The 21,271-nt window shown below is 39.3% G+C and carries 27 protein-coding genes; 10 read left to right on the top strand and 17 right to left on the bottom strand.

The window, feature by feature from the left end; genetic code table 11:
- Positions 1-19: 19 nt before the first annotated feature.
- From MSVAZ_RS04200 to MSVAZ_RS04190, 3 genes are all read right to left on the bottom strand, one after another.
- The gene (locus MSVAZ_RS04200) at positions 20-571 is read right to left on the bottom strand and encodes a BREX protein BrxB domain-containing protein (RefSeq protein ID WP_048118455.1); all 552 of its coding nucleotides are present in this window, start codon (positions 569-571) and stop codon (positions 20-22) included.
- The gene (locus MSVAZ_RS04195; protein ID WP_232316211.1) at positions 558-1,343 is read right to left on the bottom strand and encodes a hypothetical protein; all 786 of its coding nucleotides are present in this window, start codon (positions 1,341-1,343) and stop codon (positions 558-560) included. Before MSVAZ_RS04195 ends, MSVAZ_RS04200 begins: the two co-directional genes overlap by 14 nt.
- A 334-nt stretch (positions 1,344-1,677) precedes the next feature.
- Complete coding sequence (locus MSVAZ_RS04190) at positions 1,678-2,085, bottom strand: DUF1249 domain-containing protein (RefSeq protein WP_198146791.1); 408 nt, start codon at positions 2,083-2,085, stop codon at positions 1,678-1,680.
- 437 nt (positions 2,086-2,522) lie between these two features.
- On the opposite strand from MSVAZ_RS04190, the gene MSVAZ_RS20030 reads away from it, so the two are divergent.
- From MSVAZ_RS20030 to MSVAZ_RS04185, 3 genes are read left to right on the top strand one after another with little or no spacing between them, the layout of a single operon-like run.
- Positions 2,523-2,684 (top strand): hypothetical protein, encoded by a 162-nt coding sequence (locus tag MSVAZ_RS20030; RefSeq protein ID WP_157206011.1) that lies wholly within the window; start codon positions 2,523-2,525, stop codon positions 2,682-2,684.
- Between the two features lie 2 nt (positions 2,685-2,686).
- Positions 2,687-2,833, top strand: a complete 147-nt coding sequence (locus tag MSVAZ_RS20025; RefSeq protein ID WP_157206010.1) for a hypothetical protein — start codon at positions 2,687-2,689, stop codon at positions 2,831-2,833.
- A 53-nt stretch (positions 2,834-2,886) separates the two neighbouring features.
- Entirely contained in the window at positions 2,887-3,201 is a 315-nt protein-coding gene (locus tag MSVAZ_RS04185; RefSeq protein ID WP_048118447.1) for a hypothetical protein, read from the top strand.
- Positions 3,202-3,532: 331 nt separating this feature from the next.
- Here the strand turns inward: MSVAZ_RS04185 and MSVAZ_RS04180 are convergent, their stop codons facing one another.
- Together MSVAZ_RS04180 and MSVAZ_RS04175 are read right to left on the bottom strand one after the other, a co-directional pair.
- Complete coding sequence (locus MSVAZ_RS04180; protein ID WP_048118444.1) at positions 3,533-3,748, bottom strand: hypothetical protein; 216 nt, start codon at positions 3,746-3,748, stop codon at positions 3,533-3,535.
- Between the two features lie 45 nt (positions 3,749-3,793).
- Positions 3,794-4,042, bottom strand: a complete 249-nt coding sequence (locus MSVAZ_RS04175; protein ID WP_048123677.1) for a hypothetical protein — start codon at positions 4,040-4,042, stop codon at positions 3,794-3,796.
- 472 nt (positions 4,043-4,514) lie between these two features.
- Here MSVAZ_RS04175 and MSVAZ_RS04170 point away from each other — a divergent pair, with 472 nt between their 5' ends.
- A complete protein-coding gene (locus tag MSVAZ_RS04170) occupies positions 4,515-5,063 on the top strand; it encodes a hypothetical protein (protein WP_048118441.1) in 549 nt (182 codons plus the stop codon).
- A gap of 15 nt (positions 5,064-5,078) precedes the next feature.
- Here the strand turns inward: MSVAZ_RS04170 and MSVAZ_RS04165 are convergent, their stop codons facing one another.
- Positions 5,079-5,360 (bottom strand): hypothetical protein, encoded by a 282-nt coding sequence (locus MSVAZ_RS04165; RefSeq protein WP_048118438.1) that lies wholly within the window; start codon positions 5,358-5,360, stop codon positions 5,079-5,081.
- 21 nt (positions 5,361-5,381) lie between these two features.
- Positions 5,382-5,834 (bottom strand): hypothetical protein, encoded by a 453-nt coding sequence (locus MSVAZ_RS04160; protein WP_048118435.1) that lies wholly within the window; start codon positions 5,832-5,834, stop codon positions 5,382-5,384.
- Positions 5,835-6,008: 174 nt separating this feature from the next.
- Between MSVAZ_RS04160 and MSVAZ_RS20020 the strand changes: the two genes are divergently transcribed.
- Positions 6,009-6,149 (top strand): hypothetical protein, encoded by a 141-nt coding sequence (locus tag MSVAZ_RS20020; RefSeq protein WP_157206009.1) that lies wholly within the window; start codon positions 6,009-6,011, stop codon positions 6,147-6,149.
- Positions 6,150-7,186: 1,037 nt separating this feature from the next.
- Here MSVAZ_RS20020 and MSVAZ_RS04150 read toward each other — a convergent pair.
- From MSVAZ_RS04150 to MSVAZ_RS20010, 5 genes are read right to left on the bottom strand one after another with little or no spacing between them, the layout of a single operon-like run.
- Complete coding sequence (locus MSVAZ_RS04150) at positions 7,187-9,562, bottom strand: DUF927 domain-containing protein (protein WP_048118431.1); 2,376 nt, start codon at positions 9,560-9,562, stop codon at positions 7,187-7,189.
- A 5-nt stretch (positions 9,563-9,567) separates the two neighbouring features.
- Complete coding sequence (locus MSVAZ_RS04145) at positions 9,568-10,713, bottom strand: bifunctional DNA primase/polymerase (RefSeq protein ID WP_048118428.1); 1,146 nt, start codon at positions 10,711-10,713, stop codon at positions 9,568-9,570.
- 2 nt (positions 10,714-10,715) lie between these two features.
- Positions 10,716-10,931, bottom strand: a complete 216-nt coding sequence (locus MSVAZ_RS04140) for a hypothetical protein (protein WP_048118425.1) — start codon at positions 10,929-10,931, stop codon at positions 10,716-10,718.
- Positions 10,924-11,088: a hypothetical protein gene (locus tag MSVAZ_RS20015; protein WP_157206008.1), complete on the bottom strand. Its 165-nt coding sequence runs from the start codon at positions 11,086-11,088 to the stop codon at positions 10,924-10,926. Before MSVAZ_RS20015 ends, MSVAZ_RS04140 begins: the two co-directional genes overlap by 8 nt.
- Positions 11,076-11,231 carry a hypothetical protein gene (locus MSVAZ_RS20010; RefSeq protein WP_157206007.1) on the bottom strand — a complete coding sequence of 52 codons (156 nt, stop codon included), beginning with the start codon at positions 11,229-11,231 and terminating at the stop codon, positions 11,076-11,078. Before MSVAZ_RS20010 ends, MSVAZ_RS20015 begins: the two co-directional genes overlap by 13 nt.
- A gap of 245 nt (positions 11,232-11,476) precedes the next feature.
- On the opposite strand from MSVAZ_RS20010, the gene MSVAZ_RS04135 reads away from it, so the two are divergent.
- Positions 11,477-12,709, top strand: coding sequence for a hypothetical protein (locus MSVAZ_RS04135; protein ID WP_048118421.1), 1,233 nt, complete (start codon positions 11,477-11,479; stop codon positions 12,707-12,709).
- 2 nt (positions 12,710-12,711) lie between these two features.
- Here MSVAZ_RS04135 and MSVAZ_RS04130 read toward each other — a convergent pair whose 3' ends face one another.
- The 3 genes from MSVAZ_RS04130 to MSVAZ_RS04120 all read right to left on the bottom strand — a co-directional run bounded on the left by MSVAZ_RS04130 (position 12,712) and on the right by MSVAZ_RS04120 (position 15,744).
- On the bottom strand, positions 12,712-13,896 hold the full coding sequence (locus tag MSVAZ_RS04130) for a site-specific integrase (protein WP_048118418.1): 1,185 nt from the start codon (positions 13,894-13,896) through the stop codon (positions 12,712-12,714).
- A 224-nt stretch (positions 13,897-14,120) separates the two neighbouring features.
- A complete protein-coding gene (pyrF, locus tag MSVAZ_RS04125) occupies positions 14,121-14,786 on the bottom strand; it encodes an orotidine-5'-phosphate decarboxylase (RefSeq protein ID WP_048118415.1) in 666 nt (221 codons plus the stop codon).
- 4 nt (positions 14,787-14,790) lie between these two features.
- Positions 14,791-15,744: a deoxyhypusine synthase gene (locus tag MSVAZ_RS04120; RefSeq protein ID WP_048118412.1), complete on the bottom strand. Its 954-nt coding sequence runs from the start codon at positions 15,742-15,744 to the stop codon at positions 14,791-14,793.
- A gap of 419 nt (positions 15,745-16,163) precedes the next feature.
- Between MSVAZ_RS04120 and MSVAZ_RS04115 the strand changes: the two genes are divergently transcribed.
- Genes MSVAZ_RS04115 through MSVAZ_RS04105 form a run of 3 tightly spaced genes read left to right on the top strand, consistent with a single transcriptional unit; the run spans position 16,164 to position 17,842 of the window.
- On the top strand, positions 16,164-16,814 hold the full coding sequence (locus tag MSVAZ_RS04115) for an ABC transporter ATP-binding protein (protein WP_048118410.1): 651 nt from the start codon (positions 16,164-16,166) through the stop codon (positions 16,812-16,814).
- Positions 16,798-17,043 carry a hypothetical protein gene (locus MSVAZ_RS04110; protein WP_048118406.1) on the top strand — a complete coding sequence of 82 codons (246 nt, stop codon included), beginning with the start codon at positions 16,798-16,800 and terminating at the stop codon, positions 17,041-17,043. The genes MSVAZ_RS04115 and MSVAZ_RS04110 overlap by 17 nt, the downstream gene beginning before the upstream one ends.
- Positions 17,044-17,047: 4 nt before the next feature.
- Positions 17,048-17,842: an ABC transporter permease gene (locus MSVAZ_RS04105; protein WP_048118403.1), complete on the top strand. Its 795-nt coding sequence runs from the start codon at positions 17,048-17,050 to the stop codon at positions 17,840-17,842.
- Between the two features lie 235 nt (positions 17,843-18,077).
- Here MSVAZ_RS04105 and MSVAZ_RS04100 read toward each other — a convergent pair whose 3' ends face one another.
- Together MSVAZ_RS04100 and MSVAZ_RS04095 are read right to left on the bottom strand one after the other, a co-directional pair.
- On the bottom strand, positions 18,078-18,470 hold the full coding sequence (locus tag MSVAZ_RS04100) for a thioredoxin family protein (RefSeq protein ID WP_048118400.1): 393 nt from the start codon (positions 18,468-18,470) through the stop codon (positions 18,078-18,080).
- Between the two features lie 545 nt (positions 18,471-19,015).
- On the bottom strand, positions 19,016-19,450 hold the full coding sequence (locus tag MSVAZ_RS04095) for a hypothetical protein (protein ID WP_198146790.1): 435 nt from the start codon (positions 19,448-19,450) through the stop codon (positions 19,016-19,018).
- An 847-nt stretch (positions 19,451-20,297) separates the two neighbouring features.
- On the opposite strand from MSVAZ_RS04095, the gene MSVAZ_RS04090 reads away from it, so the two are divergent.
- Positions 20,298-21,047: an RNA ligase partner protein gene (locus MSVAZ_RS04090; protein WP_048118397.1), complete on the top strand. Its 750-nt coding sequence runs from the start codon at positions 20,298-20,300 to the stop codon at positions 21,045-21,047.
- Positions 21,048-21,271: the final 224 nt, after the last annotated feature.

The following is a 21,271-nucleotide window of genomic DNA, read 5'->3' as shown; positions in this document are numbered from 1 at the left end:
ATCCTGATGATTCCTTTTTTCAAATTTCTCTGTCTGCAGTAATTGGCACTGCAAGATAGTTCCATCCGTCATACCCATCGAGTAGACGGTAATTGTTGTTTTCGTAGCTCCCTGGGAAGAAAACCAACAGCCTGCCTTCAACAAGTGGAGCAAGCTCTTCTACCACATCTTTTATCTTTAAAAAATCGAAAAGTGAACCAACACCCATTAAAGCTACTACTGATCCTTCGGTGACCGAATTAACCTCAAGGAACTTCTCAAATTCCTGCTTGATATAGGCAAGATACCGATGCATCAGTCCATTGAGAAGATGGGGCTGCTGAAAGTATTTTTTTGCATAACGTTGTTTAGCAAGCCAATCGGCAAACGTGTATGTTAGATCAAACAAAGCCCATCCATGACCGAAATCACGGGTAGCAATTTGAAATTCATCAATTCCTGTCCTTAGGCGGAGTTCATCACTTTCGTTATAAACACAGAAGATGACACGCTGGGCTGCAGCCGCATCGCTCCTCCATGGAATTGCGATATAACTTCTGTATGATTGTACAAGTCGCTTAATTTTGCTCACGAATCCACTCCCTTTCCTGTTCTGTAAGAAGATTTGGGAATAAAACTTCCATAACATCTCCTATCCGCTTGAAAACGATCCATCCACGACGAGAGGCTTCTTCAGCCAGCTCAATAGAACGGTCTATGGGGCAATCAAGAAGACAGGCGTACTCTGTCCTGAACAGCTCTTCTCCTCGAACTCCGGTTAGATATCCAAGAAATAGAGCGTAAGAAACAGATCCTGGAGTTGCACTGGCTCTAGAGCGTACCTTCTTTGCTCTTCCTATAAGATGACCGGACTTTGTCCATGTGGAATTAAGGTTCTGGGCCAGCGATTTCAGAGTCGCTTTGCTGAAGCGATCAGGAAATTTTTTTTCAATATATACTTCCAAGGTTTCACGATTGACTGTTTCTCCTTTCTTATGCTGCATAATGAAAGGAGCACTCATCCTAAGAAGCGCATCTCGTGAGTATGCACATATTAAAGCCAGAAGGGGTTGACCATCAGTATCTCGCTCCCAGAAATACTTCATAGCTCGAAAAATAGTAATAGATGTGTCGAGTGAATATAGTTCTACAAGGTGTTCCGCTGTTAGCTTTTTGGTTCTTCCAGAACGCTTACCTAAGCAGTTGTCTTCCTCGATGGCTTTGAGATAATCATTTTTAGAAGTATCTGGACTGTTAACGTATGATAGTAAGAGTTTTAGATCTTCCAGCATCATTGTGCGGGCTGTATGTACACCGCCTTTTTTGAAATAGAATCCAAAACGAGATAAAGTGTTAATTTTCAATTGATCCATATTTACACAAACTTTGTTGTTTTTAATTTGATAAAATCATTGATCCTCTTAATAAGTATATTTCCATTGTCAGAAGATCTTGAAGGGCGCATTTATTATGATCAATTTGCTATCTAATCTTAATTCCAAAACGCCAGCATAAATGCTTCTATTTATACTCTGTGTTTGCTATAAATTGGATTAATCTAATATAAATAGAATCAATTTTCAAATGAATATGCACACTATGACCTTGTCTCTATATTTAGAAGTTCTGATTTTGCTTTGAGCAGAATTAGGTCGTGGGTTTGAGTTGTTGAAAACCATTTTGCCGGAATTATTCGGCTTATTCCCTCTCTTCCACTGTTAACCGATACCCTTGAATATCAATCATAGTTTTAAGCCAATTGTTCAGAAAGTAGTTAAGCTCCTTCTTGAGTTTCGGATAGTATTTCCCAGGCTCTGGATATACTTCTTGATATATCCCCATGTAATCATTTCTAAAAGTTAAAGCCTCGGCCATTTTCAATTCTGGATAAATTCTTACTTCCATATCAGGGTCTGCCATGACATCCCCATTTTGCTTTCCGTTGTGTGCCAGTGCGATTGTATCAGATGTAAGCTTATCCACGTTTAAAGGCATTAAACCGGAGCTTACAAACTTCATATAGTCAGCTTGCATTTCTCCGGATTCGTCAATAATTCTCATCTGCTGAAATCTTGCAAAAATTATCTCATAAACCGTTCTTCTCATTTTCATCCACCTTTTCCCAGAGCACAACATAAAAAGGATCAAAAGGCCTGATTAGAAAGGCCTCAGAAACATTGGGTCGATGTATTCAAGTGCTCCATCCCCTTCAAAAATAACCTATATTTCTTCTTTTCCGATTCCAACAACAGTACCTTTCCATTTCTGGTTTTCGTATCTGACAGCCATTCCGATTTTCATGTTTTCAATTCTCATTTGTTGTCGTGCTCCTTATGTTACTACAATATACCATAGACACGTAAAGTATATAAACTTTACGTTAAATGATAGTAAAGAATCTGTTAAATGGTTAAAATTCCAGTTTTCATCACTGCTCGATATTCTCCAGGGAAATATCATTACCCCAACGTAAAGTTTATATACTTTACGTGAGTTATTAGTATTGTACAAGAAAAACGGGATCATACAAAGAGGTAGTAAAGATGACAAAAAAAATTGAAACTCAAATCTGGAATGCTCTGAAAACAATAACTGACATAAACGAAGCCTGGAATCTCATAGACAAATTTGACCTGTCAAACACTGAAACTAACAAAATTCTTAACAGCTGGAAGATGAAACAGCAAATTCTCAGGAGGGCTTAAAAATGCCCTTATTTTCTGATGATCACAACGAACTGATAGGTTCGTATCCTGTAGAAATGTGGAAAGATATTTGTATATTCTGCTCCCGAGCTGGAATCTGTGGTTCGGAATGCGTTGAATGGTGTCCTCTTGTAGATGAAGAGGATTAAACCTCCCTCATTCTAACGTAAAGTATATATTCTATAAGTTGGTACGTATGCATATGCCAAGAGAACCAAAAAGACCAGGAAAAACGATTCCTTTGAAAATTCCCTGCCCGATGACCCTTACTCCAGGACAGAAAGATATTATCGAATACTGCACCGTAGATAAAAGAGGATATCCTGTCTGTTTCAGATCTGGTTATGCCTCTCTCCAGGCTACGGTCATTGTAGGACACAGAGAAAGAGATGATCTCTCAGTCACTTCCGAAGATAAGGTATTTACTTGTCAGTTTGGGCGGTATGGCCATCTATCTTCAGTGGGAAAAGAATTTGAAGGAAAGGAATTGACAGTTATTGTACACATATCAGAATAAAAATAAGTTCCTTACTACCTCTTTTTTTCAATTTCATCTGTGAACTTATCCCTTATTCTAAGCCTTTACAAGAAGCCTTTTAAGAAGGCAATGTAAATGTCCAGCCATGACTGAACGCCTTGCAGGCAGGCTAATAATAAGCCCCGTTTTCTTCTGTGAGATTAAGGAGTCTAGATCTATCAAGCTCACAAAGAACCTATCCGAAAAGTCAGAATACACGTTGAAAAGATATAACAGGCTTATAATGTCTAAGTATCTACTCCATGTGCATATCCCTTACTGTAAATGTTACAATGGGTCAAACATTTTTTGGATAGGCTTTTAACCCACCCTAAAAAAATGAAGAGCCATCTTCTTTGTTTATATCCCCAATATACTCATGGTATATTACGTACTTGCCATTTGCTTTCTTTATGCATCTAACCCCAAGTCCACTCTTCTTCAACATCGCTTTTCTCTTCTCGGCATCGGATTTTTCAAGCCCGGAATAACTTAGCTCGTCGAGCATGTAGGTTGTGCCATTAAATTCTCTGAAGGTTTTATGCATAGCTACACCTAAGCTATATAGTTTTTTAATGGAGAGTAAAGGCTGTCACTTACTTTCTTTAACCTGATATACAATCTTGCGTCCATTTTCCCCTGTTTTCCGAATACCATCACTGCTTATGATATAATCATCAGTTTCAGAAATGTCAGAAGCGTGATCTTGTATTTCTTTAATTGCTTCACCAATTGTAATAGGTTCATTTGCATTACTTGGGATATGAATCGGTTCATCTAGTCCTTTTTTCGTGATTAATGCAAGTTTTTCCAGTGCTTCGATTAGAGTCATTTCGGTCATGGTTTTGATTCCCCCTTCCAGAAGTTCTATTCTTATTCCGCATATAATATCGTTTAGGCCTCTTGTGGAGTCAGGAAAGTGTAACAACCCTGGAGTGGAGTCAGGAAAGTGTAACAACCCTGGAGTGGAGTCCGGAAAGTGTACCTGAATAGGTATGAAGAGCACCTGTTATGGAGTGGAGTCAGGAAAGTGTAACAACCCTGGAGTGGAGTCAGGAAAGTGTAATGGAAGTCACCTGAAATAGGGATGATGAGCACATGTTGAGAGAGAAGTCTCTGTCGGAATAGATGTCACCTGAAATAGGAGTCCTGCAGGGTAATGAGCCAAACTCAAACCGAATCCGGTTTTTTTTCTTTGCACAGCGCGCTGAATCCCGACCAAAATTTTCGCAACAAAAAAAAGAAGTTTATACAGTTGACATTTATATTGTGTTACGCCTATGTTATTACTATAGAGTAACAAAGGAATAACAATGCTATACTGTAACGATATACAAAGGGAATTAATCTTCCGGACTCTCGACAGAGCACAAGCCTATGAACTCGTTAAAAACTTTATTGAACAGGTGACAGGGGAACCATTAACCACAAATGAAGAACTAAGAGAGGCAACCCTTAAATTATTTAGGAGTGCCTCTGAAGTTGTTAACGAGGAGGCATTAAGGAAAGAACTTGAAAACGTTAACAGGCTCCTAGATGAATTAATGGTGTCGTGGGACATGGAGAGAAAACATCTCGTTCATGATCTTACAGGGGATAGACGCAAAAACGAAAACCTTGTACATGTTTTATCCCTTGCAGCGAAGAACACAGAAGAGAGCCTTAAAGATATTGTTGCCCTTCTCCGTGGAACTAGTAACCTAAGCATAACAGAAGAGAAACAACTGGAAAACCGCAACCTTGAAAAAGTCCATACCTGTTTAATCTGCTCCGCGTCCTTCACATCAAAAAGGAAAGATTCTAAATACTGTTCTTCAAGGTGCAAGCAGATCGCATATAGGGAGAGAAAGGAGAGTGCTTAACTCTCCTGCGAGCTCTCAGGGGTCTTTGCTTTGCAGGTCTGGCGGGAGTTTGATCTCACCGTAAAATACCTTTATTCCTTCCCTTCCGAGCTCTGGATAATGAAGGAACATTAATTCCTCTGCTTCTGATTTGCACTTACTTAAAAGCTGGTCTGCCTCTCTCGCAAGCCTGTAAGGTTTCTTCGTGGTTCCTGTCTCCCTCCCTAATCTACATGAAAGCTTTGTGAGCCTGTCACATAGGAAGCTTAATTCTGCTCCTATCTCTCTGTAGTCCTCTAATGATAGTTTAAGAGTCATCGTTTTAACTCGCCTGTTAGGTTATTCCTGGATCTCAATTAACCTGCTCTTGGGTACGAGCCTTGCCAGTATTTCGGCTCTTATCTTGTCTATGTCCTCAGTCGTGGCGGAAGAATTGACATTGAGGTTGAGGTTCTGATTCTGAGCGTTGACTTTAACCTGAGAGGTTTTTCCATAACCATCATCAGAGAACCGCTTTTCCAGTAAGAACATTGCAGATTTTACATCCCCAAGTTTCATGGATAGTTTAACACTGTCTAAACATTCTTTCATTAGGGCTGCCTCTGCTTCCTGGATCTTGATATACCATAAGCTGTAAGGGTACTTTCCCTCTTTTCCGAGGTTCACCCAATTACACCAGGTTTGATATGATATTCCTATTGCTTTTGAGCAAGCAGTGTAAGGCATCCCAAGCTTGATATTTTCAACACAAATATCAATGAGTTCAGGGGTCAGCTTCGTTTTTCTAGGCATATAACTATTAATTATAATGTTCAATGTATAAAAATATAATCAGTGGAAAACGGGGAAACTGCAAGCCTTTTTATCCCTGGAATAACTGGATAAGTGGAGTATTTTTATACGAAAAAAAGAATTAAAATAGCTGGTGCTCTCGCTATTTATACGCGAAAAATTCAGTTTAAAGAGTTGCCTCGCCCACTCGGCCCTGTGTGCGGTGAATATCTCCAGGTATGCTATAAAAGAAAGCTCATAGAAGGAAAGCGGGTTCTCGTTCCTGTAGGTCTGGTCTGCGACTCCGAGACCTGCGAATACATCACAAAGACCTAACTTCTACAGGAAGGACTTTTCTTCCTTCGGACTTCCCTTCCTGATAGGGTCTACATCTACAGGAAGGAGGGAGTTATAATAAATTTTAAGTGTAGTCAGGAACATGGGGAATAAACGAGCTTAAGAACGGTATGGACAGTATGGACAAAGTATGGACAAAGTATGGACAAAGTATGGACTACCTTAGAACGAAAATACAATAACAATAGACTTAATAATAATAAAAGTATGGAAAGTATGGAATATTTAAAACATATAATACATAAGGAAAGAAAAAAATATATAATTTCTAGGAGCAAAAATTATATTATTTTTTTACCTCTAGAATATTGCTCTTATAAATCTGAAAAGTCCATACCTTCCATACTTTTCAAAATTTAATGTCGCTTGATAATGTAAGATCGTTTTAGACCCAAAATGCTAAAACACAGTTCAAATGTCATATGATGCTTGTATGGAGGTATGGGCATCCCTTGTTAACGTTTTCATGTTAGCAATGTCAACTGATATTTGAATGGAAAGTATGGAATATTCAAGCTTGAAGAATTTGCAAGAAGATAAAAGTTACATACCTTAATATTCCTCCTTAGAATAGGCAACTTATATTCCACAAAAGTTCATACTTCCCCCCCAGAGCTGGTATGCATGTGTGCAGGTGCCCCCATTCTGCCTACGTGGATCAAAAACGTAGTCGTTTAAGCACATCAACCGTAAGCCATTCTAAGGCGTTCTAAGAGCATCTACTTTCCCCATGTAACACTTTGCCTACACGATAGTTGGTAAACCATGGAACTCTCCGAAAGCCACGTACCTTTCTAAGAGAAAAATTGATCCAGGTTTAAGTAAAAAACAGGACATTCTTAGAACTGGCATATTCCAACATAAAAATCGGAATATCTGAGAATAAATTCGGGCCTGGAGAAATCTGGCCCTGAAGAATTTCGGGCCCGAAGAAAAGGTGCTTAATCCTGAGAAGAAATCCGGAATTTCAGGTCAGGGAAAAATGTCGGAAAAATGTCGAAAAAAAAAAGAGAAGATTAGAAGCTTTTGTACGTATCTTCAGCAACCTTCATGATCTTCCCATTTTTTACAAGCATGCAGAGCAGGTACTCGGTATCAATGTTGTTCACAGTCTGGTTTATGAGGCTCTTCTCAGCCTGCCCACGCACTTCTGTCAGGAAGCTGACAGTCCTCATCATTAGCCTTACATCGTTGTTAAGAGGGACATCTGTTACGCCTCCGGAACCATCATTGTAGCCAAGTAATTCTTCAGCTTTCTTTCTGTATATCCTTATTCCATTTACTGTTTTTCCGTCTCTCTTAAATTGCCAGTTCTTGCAGGTTTTTGGTACAATTATACCATCCCTTGCCCAATGTTCTTTGATCTTAGTAGTTTTCATTCCGTGTTGCTTGTCCAGCTTATCTGTAAGACAGGTTCCAATTACATCGATGTAATCTTCATCTATGTATCCATTCCTCTTGAATCCGTTTCCTTCAGACAGGGTTTCCTGCTCGTTGCAGATTGTGAAAGAGCCATAGTCAGATTGTGTCCAGTCGAGTATAATTCTCAGGGCCCTGATGTGCTCCATTTCGATTGGTTTTTCGCAAACACACTGGAAGAAGTATTTGTTGACTACCTGATCTGGGCTTTTTGCACTGAAACCAATGTCTTTAAACACTTTTTCAAGGATCTTTCCTGCGGTCATAATTCCAGCAAAGATGTTTTTTGACCTTCCTTCTACATTTGTTGTTGTTTCAGGCAGCAGGGCATAGCAGTCTTCATACAGTGTTTTGAGTGTTCCGTCTTCTTTCATTTTGAACACTTCCTGCATGTAGAGTTCTATTATGTGACCGTAGTTTTCATCAATTGAGCTGTAAGCATTTCTTACTATTTCAGCATCTATTGATGGAAGAGCTTCACTCAGTTCAAATACCCTGAGCATTTGACCTGCATTTGTCAGGGAGTCTCTCAGGGAGTTTTCTCCAGTTACCAGTACTGTAGACCTGTATGTTTCCCCTCCATCGGATTTCCCATCTTTAGTTGACTTTACTCTTCCCATTTCATTTGCGATAGCGTAAACAACTGTTGCGAAGCTTTCTCCGGCTTTGGAGGTTTCATCGATGAGAATTGGCAGGTCTGAGTGCTCTTTTACTCGGATGAGCAGTCCTTTTGGGGTGCTGTCTGCTGTATATGAAAGACCGCCTTTCCCAGGTTTTCCTACCATCGAGAGTGCTATTTTACTTGTAAGAGTCTTCCCTGTTGAAGTGTCTCCATAGTGGTCGCACATGTGGCTTTCGACACCTAGAAGGTAGTTGATTGGTGCTGTAAAGGCATCATAGGCTTTGAACCTTGCAAGATCGTGTGAGAGTATGGGTTCTGTAGCTTCCATCCAGGCTTCCAGAGTCCCATTCTTATTGAGCTCCTCGAAGTTACTGTCAATACCGATTGGGAGCAGATCTGTTATGCCATCACTTGTAATCATTCGAGTTCCCAAGACGAATATTGTCTTATCTTCATTCCAGCCACACTGAGCTGCTGAGTACTCTGTCTTGTAAAATCTGCTGAACTCTGCAATTGATCTGCTTACATATTCGATTGTCTCTCTCTGAAGACCGTTTTCAGGGCAGTTTATGTCAAGGGACACAAGCTGGTCGTTGATTCCCTTCTTTGTTATCAAATCTGAATGATTAACCCAGGCTTCCTTGGTGCAGCCTTTTGATGTAGTAAACCTTAGTTTGTAGTAGGTACCAGTTCCATTTACAGGCTGACTTATTCCACACAGGATGAAAGGGGATCTGCAAACATCAATGCATTTCTCGGATATGTCACCGTCTTTTCCTAATCTTTCTTCAACTCTTATGATTCCGTGATCATCAATTATGTAGTAACCGTTATCTACAGCAGGTGTGATGTACTCGCTCCAGTTGTCAAGGACTTCACTGTTGATGTTGTCTCCGTATTTTACACTGGATTCTTTAGTTGCAGAGACCTGAGTGAAAGACTGTTTCTTGGAATTCTTATTTTCCCTCTTAATTGCTTTGATGATTGAGTTGGTTTCAGTTGCAGTAAGTTTAAAATGCTTCTTAAGATGTGTATTTATATAGATTTCAGTTTCATCTGGGTCATATCTAGCTATGTTAGCCCTTGAGAACTTGTATGCTGCTTCGAGTTTGTCTTCCTTATTTTCAGGGACTTCTTCTTTTTCCAGAATAGAGTCCATATACTCATAACTGAATACAGTCGATTGAGATTCAATTGCACTTGCAAGTCCAGCAACAAAATTTTCAAGTTCTTCCTGAGATACCTGTTCTTCAGGCGAAAGATTGTCGTGCTCAGAATATACGAATTCTTCCATGTCTTCTACGCTGTTGAATTTGGCTGCGCTACCGAGAATTTCTGCGAGAGAAGGCATGTTTACTACACCCTCCCAAAGTTAAGCCCTTCTTTTTTTGCAATCATTAAAGCAACGATGCTGAAAACTTTAGGGATTTTACCATCTACGATGTCTTTTTTTGCGCATACTTTTTTGGAGATTGCATAGTAAGCCAATGCACTCCAGGGAATAGGATCATCTTCTGGTATGAAACCATGAAGTTTAGCATAAGACCATACCTTATACACGGTTTCACCGTCACACATATCAACACCGAAGTAGCTGCTGCCATGTTCTTTACCTGCTCTCTCGCAGGGGAGAATCCCTGCAAGTACAGCCAGATAAGAAAATGCATTGTGAACGATATAGTGCCTCCAGCAAGTGAGCTTTCCATTATCCACACTGCAATTGTGACCTGTTTTAGAACCAGAACTGTGCATTTCAAGAGGCATTGGTACTCTTTTTCCGCCTGTGTTACCGATGCCAGACACATCTCCGACATCTAGTTTCCAAAGAGCACTCATTAGCTTACCTTCCTTTCTGGCAGGGCTAATAGGCTTTCTGATCTGTTTGTTTACTGATCTAAGGGCTTTACTAATGTCATCCCTTTTCTTTTCTTCATAGCGTCTCTTATAGACATCTGGAAACTCGTCATAGGTAATTTCAGACAGGGGTCTCTCTACAGTAATTGTATATCTTCCAGCGTACTGCCTCTCTTCTTCAGGCATTGCCTCAATATCTTCTGCATCACAACTGACATAGGAACCTGGAGCAAGAACATAGTACCAAACGCTTCTTACTTCTCCAGCATCTCCGGTTGGAATATTTTTCTTTGCAGATCCATCCAGTGAAAAGTAGTAATAGTGCCTACCTATTCTCTTTCTGGAGGTTATCTGGAGAGTGGGTTTTATCTGGTCGAAAGGAACCTGGTTCATGTCGTCCACATCCATGATACACAGTGCATCGTTATCGGTTCCCGCTATACCTATGTTGTACCCTTTCTCCATCAGCTTTATTGCTTGTTCAAATGACTTTCTATTTTTTTTCCAGCTTATCCCCGCCTTTGGCTCCTTTCCTCCGATTTCAAGAACAAAATAAAAAGGAAGATACCCGTTTGGCGCATATTTCATTAATATAGTATGAAACTTTAACAATTCTTCCGGGTTTGTTTTAATATCAGGAAGTGCCATCTTTAGCCCCTCCTACCCTGTTGCAACTCTTCCCACGAAAGTTCAGGTTCTTCCAGTTCCAAATCAAAATTAGCCACTGGCAATCTTTGAGAAACATTACCGGAAATATCAACATAAGCAGAAAAGTTAATATACTGATAAGACTGATTATTACTTACAGTAATTTTTCTTTGAATCTGCGGAAGTCTGGTACCTTCCGCAACCTTGTTTTTAATCACTCTTCTCCACTCCTGCAATTTGCATAATTCGTTTTGCAATAGCCCTTTCCGTGGCATCGGTACTTTTCCTCATATTCTCTAAAATTTCGAGGTGGTTGGTGCAGGTTTGTGCTGCCCATGAGGGAAGGTCTTTATCAGTTGATGTCATAGTTTCCATGCCGACACCTCTTCTTTTAGTTGGCTTGGTGTTGCGCCCCCGGTTCCTTCAGAGTCTTGGCGGGCCTGTGGAACTGGGGTTATTCTCAAGCTGTAGTCATCTTGCATTTCTATTTTTAGGCAGGTTCCTTTTTCTATTTTCATATTTTTTACCCATTGAACTGGGAGCGGTACATGGTACGAATATCGTACCTTCTGGATCTTTCTATTTCCAAAATTAAAATTTGTTATTGTCACAGTTAAAGCATATGCAAACTATAGTATATAAATGAGAAATGGATATTTTTGAAGAATTATACCATATGGTATTATTGAAAAACAATATCATATACCTTGTATTCTTCATAAATACAAAAGATATTAATATCATATAGCATACTATCTAACATATGTCAAGAAAAAGAGGAGATCACTTAAAAAGGAATGAGATAAAAGCTGGGATAATCGAGTTAATCATTGGTAGTAATGGAGCTGTTAGTGAGCCAAAAATAAGAGAAATATTGGAGAAAAAATATAAGATAATAGACCAAAAGAATATCAAGAATCACCTTACAGATTTAAAAAACAGCTCTTGTATAGTAAAGATTCCAGCAAAATCAGGATTTGCTAACTATTGGGATATAAAAAAAATTGAAAATCTAAAAAATATCAGGTTCAAGTTCCCTGCAATTCAACTTAACAAATATGAAAAATCATTAGACATAGTCCTCAAAGAACGAGCCCTTAAAGAGACTCTTTTTCATGTAGATTCTCCTAGAGCCTATAAGTTTCGTGATCAGCTATTTCTATCCATTTCCTTCTTTGATATGTGCATAAACAATGACCTTGAAACTTTATATGATAGAGCTTACAAAATTTACCGTTCCAACGAGGGCTATGATGAGTACCAAATCATCAAGAAACGCATTATTGAAGTATATACTGAGAAGATAAAGAGAATTTCTATAAACCCCAGTATCTGGCTGGTTACTTATAGTAGGTATCTGGACATCTCATTGAATCCAGATGTCCACAAGAATTCTTTAAATAGGTTCCCGAAAATTGAATTGTCGGAAGAAGAATTTAGAAAAATATTGGAAGAAACCCCGTTGAGATGGAAAGAAGTGCCAAGGGGAAAACTGGCACTAAAATTTGTAGAAGAGCTGTCTCAGAAAATATCGTATGAATTACTTCCTAAGATGTTGAAAGAGATGCCTAAAGAATTCCTGGAAATACCTCAGGAAATATTTAATAAAATTTCCGAAGAAATATTGACTAAAATGTCAGAAGAAATATTTATTGAAATAATTGCAGAAAATCCGAAAGAGTTGTATGATAAAATATTTGAAATAAAGTTTCACCAATATTCTATGCGTGGATTGAGTTCTGATATAATTTTCCAACATTGCGTTGACAGAGATTTTGCAGACGGTACTGAATCTCTTGGAGAAGAAGAATTCATGAATATAATAAGAGAGAAGGTTGCTTTAACAAAAAAGGAATGTCTTTTAATTGACGCAACTGACCCAGTATCTGATTTGGATGATCCTCTACATGGATTAAAAGATTTAGATAATTTTTATGTTGACTTCTACAATAAGTGCAAGGAAAAAATGAGGGTTCCAAAAAAGTTACATTTGTAAAATCATTTCCCCTTTTTTATCATCTCCTTCATTTTATCTTCAAGCTCTTGTTTTAATGCATCCTTCATTTCTCTAAGTTCGTCGGAGTCCAAAAATTGCATATAATCTGTTTTTATGGATTCTACTGTTGTTGCAGTTTCCTGCGTGAGTGGGAGTCCACACTTGAAACAGAACTTGGCGTTTACTGCAGTCAACTCGCGGCATCTAGGGCACACACCAGGCTTCAAAAACTCAGTGTCGTTTTCATCCGTTTTAATACCGTACATTCTCAAAACCGCATCGTCCATATTTTTCCCGCTCAAATGGACATAGGTTGCGGGTTGGGTTGACGTGGGTGACCAGCCTAAAAACATTTTAAGTTGCTGTTCAGTGAAGTTTGAGGCTAAATGTGTTGCTCTGTCGTGTCGGAAACTGTGAGGGTTTACTTTTTTCTCAATTCCTGCTTTTTCTCCGCACCTATCGAACACATTCACGAGACCAGTAACCGACATAGCCGCAGCTCTTTTGTCCAAAGTACACCACAAGGGCGCGTCTCTGTCATCCTTTCTAGGGTGGATCTCTAGCCATTCCCGCAGATATGGGGCTGAAAAAATTAACCTGACTCTTCTAGCTCCGGTTTTACCCCCTGGGAACATCATAACAGCCCCGTGCTCGTCCATTTCTATATTTTTGAGCTTGGTGGATAGCTGTTCGCCTCTCCTTGCTCCGGATTCATAAAAACATGCAATAATGGCGCGGTCTCTAGCGTTATTTCCGGCTTCTATCATTTTTACGATTTCTTCTTTGCACTTGATGTCTTCAGGAAGCTTCTTTCCTTTGAGTCTCTTGCTTTTGATCTTCATGTGCAGGTCAAAATTTCCATTCCATTTCAGGAACTTTTTCAACGAAATTTTCCGAGTCTCTTTTGTGGCTTCAGAATATTTCTTTTTTTGGCCTGCTCTATTTACATATTCATAAGCTTCAAGAGCATCAAAGAAGGTGTAAAGATCATCTTCTGTAAGATTCGCTAGATCGTTGTCTTTCAGCGCCCGTGCGACCCATATCATATTTTCAATATGGTTAAGTGCGGTTCTTTCGGCATTCCCCTCATGTCGGAGGAACCGCAGATACTTTGTAAGAATTATTCGGTTGCAATCTGAAACTTCATCGCTATTTAAAAACCGCTCAGCATCCGCTAATTTGAACATACTTACTTATTGGTTTTCTTAGTATTTAATACATGAGGTACTCAATTTTCGTGCCTCAGAACTCATAGGGCTCATCATGAAATCAGTGAACTTTTTCATCACAGGCACTCAATTGATGTTCAGATAATACATGGGGTTAATATAAGAAATATCTTTCAGAAAAAAATAAAAAAATATGAAAATACAAAATATGAAGATACAAAATATGTCTTAAAAAACGTTTTTCAGTTTTCTCCCTTGATTTCGACCTCGATCTCGGTAGCAATCTTGCGGGCAGCTTCTCTCGGAGATTCCGCTTTGTAAATAGCTCTTCCTACAATTACCCAGTCTGCACCTGCGGCAATAACATCAGATGCTTTTCCTCCCTGAGCGCCAACTCCAGGGGAAATTATAGTAAGTTTCTCGCCGATAATTTTTCTGATCGCCTTTACTCTTTCCGGTCTGGTCGCGGGTGCAACAAGGCCAAAAGCTCCTGCTTCGGCTGCCATTCTTGTGATTGCTTCTCCGACAGGCTGGAGAAATTCGGCTCCTCCCGGGTGGCTCATTTCACTTACCACGAACACGTCTTTCCTGTACTCGGAAGCGACTTCAATGCAGGCATCAAGGCTGTCTCGGCCTGTAAAGCCCTGGGCAATGACTGCCTCTGCTCCTGCCTCAAAGACCTGTTCGCAGATAAGGCGATTTGTATTTGGAATATCGGCAACCTTGAAATCGGCTATTATAGGAGCAAACTCTGCAAGCTCCCTGATGATTCCAAGTCCGGTAGCAAGTATTAGAGGATAGCCTACCTTTATAGCGTCCACGAATTCCGAGACATCTTCCGCAATTTTAAGAGCTTCTTCCCTGTCGGAAACATCAAGGGCAAGGATCATACAGCTTTTCTTTTCCATGAAATCACCTCTTTGAAAGGCGTGTACGCACAGCTGCAACCATAAGCGGGAGAGTAATAGTTGCATCTGCATACACTGTTACGGCTTTTGCGTTTTCCCCTACTTTTCCCCAGGACTGGGCTTCATCAAGGGTTGCCCCGCTCAAGCCGCCAGTCTCAGGGTGATCCATTGTTAACTGGATAGCGTAGTCAAAGGACTTTGGAGTCACAAGCATGGATTGCAGGATATAATTTTTGGGAACCCCTCCGCCAATGAGCAGGGCACCTGCACTCTCAGCCGCATAGCAGGTCTCTATAAATTCGTGCATATCAGCAAATGCATCAACATGTAGAGGGTTTCCTTCCTTATATAGCCAGGCCTGAAGCCCTATGACTGAGTCCTGAAGAGCAGGACAATATACAGGCACTCCCATCTCTGCTGCGGTTTTCAGGATAGAGGAATCATCATCAAGGTTTTTTCCGATCTCAGTAAGCACCTGCCGGATCGAGAGTTTTTCCTGAGGAAGTCCGGCATAAACACTCTGCAAAAATTCCTCAAGATCTGTAAAGTGCTGGTCAGGAAGATAAACATCGTAAATCCTGTCAATGCATTCATTCTTTAACTGGATATCATTTGCACAGTCTGTGCCTTTATAATGGTGAAGTCCCAGAGCTTCTACAGTGTCGTGCACCATATTAGCTCCGGTCGTGACAAGCACGTCGATGTAGCCGTCTCGTATTAAATCCGCAACAATGTTTCTCATGCCTGCAGGAGTCATGGCACCTGCAAGCCCGAAAAATTTCGTAGTTTTTTCGGAAGCAAGCATCTCATAATAGATTTCTACGGCCTCAGCCAGCCTGCCTGCTCCAAAGGCACAGCCTCTGTATTCCCTGACAAGATCATCAACACTCATGTCGGGGTTGATCTTTGCGGCTTTGATTGGGGTCGAAAGTTTTTTGTTTGGAGTATTACAATCCATTCGATTTCCCTCATGAAAAGGTATGATAGACCATATCTTTGAGAATTATCTCTTTGAAAATTATCTTTTTGAGAATTATCTCTTTGAGAATTATCTCTTTGAGAATTATCTCTTTGAGAATTATCTCTTTGAGAATTATCTCTTTGAGAATTATCTCTTTAATAATTATTAATTATAGATTATTTTTGAGCTGATATTGAATTACCTGAAAACACATAGTATATGATAAACTTTCTCTTTATTCATTCAGTTTTAAAGTTCACGTACAATACTCTAGACCATCGATCTAGAATACAATCTTACCTGAAAATCTAAGAACTCTGAATCATTACACATTTTATATCAGATTAATAACTGAAAGAATCAGGCTAGAATATAATCAGGTAATATTAATACCTTCATGGTAAGGTCTTAAGAACATGTCTGCTGAACCATTAAATAATGAACTGATTAAATACGAAAACATCGGGGTTTCTTTTGAGAACAGAAAGATACTCTCAGGTTTTAATTTGACCGTAAAGAGAAACCAAAAAATTCTCCTGCGGGGAAAGTCCGGAACAGGAAAAACCACCCTCTTAAAAATACTGCTTGGTTTTACAAAGCCTTCGGAAGGCACCATCTATTTCAGGAACCGGGTAATCGATTCAAAAACCTGCTGGGAGGCTCGAAAGGAAATTGCTTATGTAGTACAGGATACTGACCTTGGGGAAGGAAAGGTCAAAAGCCTCTTAGCCGATATCTTTTCTTACAGGGCAAATAAAGAAAAACTAGACCATGAAAAACTGAGGGTTTTTATGCGGGAGCTAGAACTGGAAGACAATATCCTTGAGAAGGATTTCCAAGAGCTTTCGGGTGGAGAAAAGCAGCGAATAGGAATCCTCATTGCTCTTCTCCTGAACAGGAACATATACCTGCTTGACGAAGTCACTTCCGCTCTTGACGCGAAATTAAAAAAGAAGATTGCAGATTATTTCCTTGCCCGAGAAAACTGGACTCTTCTGATCGTCTCCCATGATAGGGAATGGGAATGCGACTGGATGGAAACAATAAATCTTGAAACCAGGTCCTGAGAAACTTCCAGGATCACATTCAAACAAAACAGTAGACAAACCAGTAAACAAAACAGTAAACGAACCAGTAAACAAAGCAGTAAACAAAGCAGTAAACAAAGCAGTAAATAAAACAGTAAATAAAACAGTAACTAAACCAGTAACCAAACCAGTAAACAAAACAGTAAATAAAACAATAAACAAAACAGTAAACGAACCAATAAACAAAAACAAAACCCCGGAAGACTGAAAAAATGCCAATTTATGATATTAGCTACACCTCGTTAATTTTCTGTTTTTTCTTACTTGCAATTCCGATTTTCATAAGCTGGAAAATCCGGCTTGAACTCGAAAAAAGCACCCTGGAAGCTGTCTTCAGGATGTCAATCCAGCTCTTTTTAGCAGGCATTTTTCTGAACTTTATTTTTAACCTGAATAATGGACTTTTAAACCTGGCCTGGGTAGGGATAATGATCTTCTTTGCGTCCTATACGGCAATAAAAAGTGTGGATCTTAATGTAAAAAAACTCTTTGCACCTATCATTTTAGCAATTGCCTTTTCAAGCCTGGCAGTTCTATTATATTTCAATAAATTCGTTATTAATCTGGAGAATCTTCTTGAAGCACGCTACCTGATCCCTATAGCGGGTATGTTTCTTGGAAATTCGCTTCGAGGAAATGTGGTAGGAATAGGTGACTTCTATAGCGATATCAAGCGAAATGAGAACCGCTATCTTTACAGCTTATCTCTTGGGGCGGGCATGTATGAGGCTGTTCTCCCATACCTGCGAAAAAGTTTAAGAGCTGCAGTAAAACCCACTTTAGCAAACATCGCGTCCGTGGGGATCGTCACTTTGCCAGGGATGATGACAGGACAGATTCTTGGGGGAGCGAGCCCTTTAGTTGCCATTAAGTATCAAATTACCATCATGATAGCACAATATGTTTCAACCCTGCTTGGCACAACCCTCAGCATTCTTACAAGCTTCAGGACAGCTTTTGATGAGTATGGGCTTGTAAATACGAAATTATACGAGAAAAATCTCTGAAATAAATTATGAAATTATGACTGAAAAATGCAAAAGCTTGAGAGCCTGACTTGAGAGCTCAAAAGATTGAAAAAATACTCTTACTCTTAATAATTCCAGTTTAGGTTGAATACTTCAGTTTAGGTTGAATACTTTCAGTTTAGGTTGAATACTTAAGTTAGGTTGAATACTTCAGTTAGGTTGAATATCAATTAGGTTGAATATCAATTAGGTTGAATACTTAAGTTAGGTTGATTCAAGCGTATCCTGTAATGTCCTGACCAACTGGAGTACTTTTTCTTATGCACTCTTCTCCGTAATGAATCATATCTTCAACTGCAGTTTTCAGTATGGAAGGATAAATCTGGCCTACCTGTTCCCATACAGGCCTTCCGTGACAGAAGAACTTAAACGTAGGCGTGCCCTGAACTCCATACTTTTCCGCAGTCCAGGGACTTGTTTCAATGTTTATGCGGGCAAAAATAGCTGAATTCTGGAATTCCTTTGCATAGTTCATAAAATAAGGTTCCATAGCTTTGCAATAAGGGCAGGTTGGGCTGTAGAACATTACAATAACCGGCTTTTTAGAGCTTTCTACTACTTCTCCCCATGTCATGTCTTGGATTTCGATCACATTGCTTCCGTTCAATCAATTACCCCCGAAGTTATGAACAGGTCAACTGAACAAATTAATCGAGTTTTAGACCTGTCGAAAGCAGTCATTCAGTTAATCAAATTTTGTATATCAGATTGTGCTTAGTAGGTCAATATTATCTATTTTTATAAGATTAATATTTGGTCGTGTCCCCGAATTATAGATCAATTCCGAAAAAGCGAGTACATCCCACGCATTTAATGAATATATTGAGAGACTCTTGCGCTTTCGGTTTTCAATGATTCAAACCCACGACCTAATATTTATGCTTTGTAAAATTAAAGTTCACGCATTTATGAATAAGTTTCTTAAAAAATGTCCAGATCACTTTTGTGAGCAAGAAGTTCTAGGCAGGAAGTTCTAAACAAATTGAGAAGAAAGACAATAGAAACAAAGAAAAATTAGAAAAAGCGGGTGACAGAACTGAAGAATCAGTTCTGTATTATCTTGGCGAGATTTTCCAGGAACTGAAACCCGATCCTTGTCAAAGGATTCAAAATTTAAAACGAGTGAATGAAGTTTATAGAAAGGTTTTCCATTTAAATCTTTTTTTCTTCACCCACGGGGTTCATTATCTCACTAAAACATGTGCTGCAGACATATTTGTCCTCAAGACATGTTTCTTTAAAGTCAACTTTGGGGCCACCCGGTTTTGTGGTTGCCTCCTTAAATACATAGAACTTTTCATTAAATTCGATTGGCTGGCCGCATCTCGAACATACGAAAGGTGGATTCTCAATCGAATCAATTGCACACTCAATGCATATCAGATCGGACTTTTCTCCGTGAACCTCTTTGAATTTTATTGGTTTCATATCCAGGCTGGTGTCCACAACCAGTACATCTTCCATCAGTTCCCGACCACAAATATTGCAATGCTCCTTCATTGTGTCGCCTCCTGTGTCAAGAGGATTTCTCACCAGACCCTGTGCTGAGCCTACACAAGGTTTCAATGTCTCCGTGTTTGCACTCAAATCATATTCCCCAGTTTCAGCTTATTACCCATACTCATACCGAATCGGGCTTTAGGTGTCCAATCCGGCTCAGTCTTTCACACCGTTGAGCTGTGTTTTACCTGCTGGCATTGGCTTGCTAGCATGTCAACCTCGAGAAGATCGGTCCAGAGATGGGAAAGCAAACAATACAAATTAACAGAAACATGTTTTGTACAATGTCACCTCGGAAATATTTTCTGCCTTTGGATCGAAACAACATTAGAAGACACTTCACAAAAATGTGTTTTAAACCGCTTTCTAGTCTCTGGTTTTAAACTTCCCTATATAAATATAGGGCTTGAAACTATATACAGTTATTGATTTTGATCAAAAAACAAGTGGCTTCCAGAATAAAAAGTGGAATATAAAACCAGAAGAAAAATAAAAATATAGTACTTAATCTGAATGAAAGTAGCTATTAATCGCAATAAGTTGCGAAGTAAACAGAATTAAAATTATTAAGCAAACAGAATTAAAATAATCAAGCAAACAGAGTGGAGGTTATTAAGCAAACAGAATTAAAATAATCAAGCAAACAGAGTGGGGGTTATTAAGCAAACAGAATAAGAATTAGAATTAATGGGAATTCTCAAGAAAACAAAAAGGAAGTTACTAATTTAATAAACTAAAACGGAAGAAAATAAGGGAATAAAACAAAGAATTTTATTCATCTTTGATCAATACATAAGACGATAAAGAATACAAGACGATAAAGAATACAAGACGATAAAGAATACAAGACGATAAAGAATACAAAACGATAAAGAATACAAAACGATAAAGAATACAAAACGATAAAGAAGATTACTTAAAAGGGTTCGAAAAAATGCTTAAGCAGAGATTTGTGCTGGATACTACAGCATTAACGGACCTGCAGACGCGTGAGGTTATGGGCTATGCGTCCCTTTGCGAGGGAATGAAAGCGATTCTTGACCTAATAGCCGATGCTCGTCTGCATTTCGGGATAAGTTGCTACGTGCCCTATCCGTCAGTATATAAAGAGATGTACGAATTTGCAAGTCGCAACGGCTGTGACAGGGAGGTCGTGGCTAAAATAGATACCTGGCTTGTAAAAAAATCTCCTGACCGGTATAGAGTTAGCGTAACTTCTCAGATCTTTCATGAATATGTTGCCTATATGCGGGAAAGAATTAACCGGGGAATGGGAGTAGCTGAGGACGCGATATGGGAGGCAGCTACTGAATGCCTCTTTATGGAAAACCCGCAAAACAAGAAAAAAGAGTATAAGGAAGAGGTTGAGAGGGAAGTAATTGGAGGGATCATTGGCAAATTCCGGAACAAATATCGAGCTGCTCTGAGATATGGAATTCTCGATAGTGCTCCTGATATTGATGTTCTTATCCTTGCCAAGGAGCTTGATGCCGCCGTAATTGCAAGCGATTACGGGATTGAAAAATGGGCCGAACAGCTTGGAGTCCGCTTTGTACCTGCAAACGTTTTTCCCATGATGATACAAGAGTACCTGAAGCATCTTCCGGAAAACGAAAATGAGCCGGAGTCAGGAAACAGGGACAAAAACAAAGAAGGACCGTCGGGAGAAATAGAATTTATCTAATAACTTTGATACTCAACGCTTGATAATTATCGAAATCGAAGCCCGGATAATAATGAAAATCTGGGTACTCAGTCAGATAAGAAGGTTGAAATATACTCAGATCAGAGGCTTGAAATTTAGTCTGATAACAGTCTTGAGGTTTAATCAGGGGAATTAACTTCAGACCTGTATTATCGAGATATGAGCCTTAGTGAGGAATAGTAGATGCCAATTTTATCAAGCCT

Origin of the sequence: Methanosarcina vacuolata Z-761 (assembly GCF_000969905.1) — an archaeon.
Taxonomy (GTDB): domain Archaea; phylum Halobacteriota; class Methanosarcinia; order Methanosarcinales; family Methanosarcinaceae; genus Methanosarcina; species Methanosarcina vacuolata.
Note: the sequence above shows the minus strand (reverse complement) of the source record. Positions and strands in the feature narration are given on the sequence as shown.

What these genes read in the sequence shown, in the direction of transcription:
- MSVAZ_RS04145 (WP_048118428.1), bottom strand. Translation starts at nt 10,713, where the DNA reads ATGGCACTTCCTGATATTAAAACAAACCCGGAAGAATTGTTAAAGTTT.
- MSVAZ_RS04190 (WP_198146791.1), bottom strand. Translation starts at nt 2,085, where the DNA reads ATGAGAAGAACGGTTTATGAGATAATTTTTGCAAGATTTCAGCAGATG.
- MSVAZ_RS04160 (WP_048118435.1), bottom strand. Translation starts at nt 5,834, where the DNA reads ATGCCTAGAAAAACGAAGCTGACCCCTGAACTCATTGATATTTGTGTT.
- MSVAZ_RS04105 (WP_048118403.1), top strand. Translation starts at nt 17,048, where the DNA reads ATGCCAATTTATGATATTAGCTACACCTCGTTAATTTTCTGTTTTTTC.
- MSVAZ_RS04120 (WP_048118412.1), bottom strand. Translation starts at nt 15,744, where the DNA reads ATGGATTGTAATACTCCAAACAAAAAACTTTCGACCCCAATCAAAGCC.
- MSVAZ_RS04150 (WP_048118431.1), bottom strand. Translation starts at nt 9,562, where the DNA reads ATGCCTTCTCTCGCAGAAATTCTCGGTAGCGCAGCCAAATTCAACAGC.
- pyrF (WP_048118415.1), bottom strand. Translation starts at nt 14,786, where the DNA reads ATGGAAAAGAAAAGCTGTATGATCCTTGCCCTTGATGTTTCCGACAGG.
- MSVAZ_RS04175 (WP_048123677.1), bottom strand. Translation starts at nt 4,042, where the DNA reads ATGACCGAAATGACTCTAATCGAAGCACTGGAAAAACTTGCATTAATC.
- MSVAZ_RS04090 (WP_048118397.1), top strand. Translation starts at nt 20,298, where the DNA reads ATGCTTAAGCAGAGATTTGTGCTGGATACTACAGCATTAACGGACCTG.
- MSVAZ_RS20025 (WP_157206010.1), top strand. Translation starts at nt 2,687, where the DNA reads ATGCCCTTATTTTCTGATGATCACAACGAACTGATAGGTTCGTATCCT.
- MSVAZ_RS04165 (WP_048118438.1), bottom strand. Translation starts at nt 5,360, where the DNA reads ATGACTCTTAAACTATCATTAGAGGACTACAGAGAGATAGGAGCAGAA.
- MSVAZ_RS04185 (WP_048118447.1), top strand. Translation starts at nt 2,887, where the DNA reads ATGCCAAGAGAACCAAAAAGACCAGGAAAAACGATTCCTTTGAAAATT.
- MSVAZ_RS04115 (WP_048118410.1), top strand. Translation starts at nt 16,164, where the DNA reads ATGTCTGCTGAACCATTAAATAATGAACTGATTAAATACGAAAACATC.
- MSVAZ_RS20010 (WP_157206007.1), bottom strand. Translation starts at nt 11,231, where the DNA reads ATGAAAATAGAAAAAGGAACCTGCCTAAAAATAGAAATGCAAGATGAC.
- MSVAZ_RS04180 (WP_048118444.1), bottom strand. Translation starts at nt 3,748, where the DNA reads ATGCATAAAACCTTCAGAGAATTTAATGGCACAACCTACATGCTCGAC.
- MSVAZ_RS04130 (WP_048118418.1), bottom strand. Translation starts at nt 13,896, where the DNA reads ATGTTCAAATTAGCGGATGCTGAGCGGTTTTTAAATAGCGATGAAGTT.
- MSVAZ_RS20030 (WP_157206011.1), top strand. Translation starts at nt 2,523, where the DNA reads ATGACAAAAAAAATTGAAACTCAAATCTGGAATGCTCTGAAAACAATA.
- MSVAZ_RS04135 (WP_048118421.1), top strand. Translation starts at nt 11,477, where the DNA reads ATGTCAAGAAAAAGAGGAGATCACTTAAAAAGGAATGAGATAAAAGCT.
- MSVAZ_RS20015 (WP_157206008.1), bottom strand. Translation starts at nt 11,088, where the DNA reads ATGGAAACTATGACATCAACTGATAAAGACCTTCCCTCATGGGCAGCA.
- MSVAZ_RS04170 (WP_048118441.1), top strand. Translation starts at nt 4,515, where the DNA reads ATGCTATACTGTAACGATATACAAAGGGAATTAATCTTCCGGACTCTC.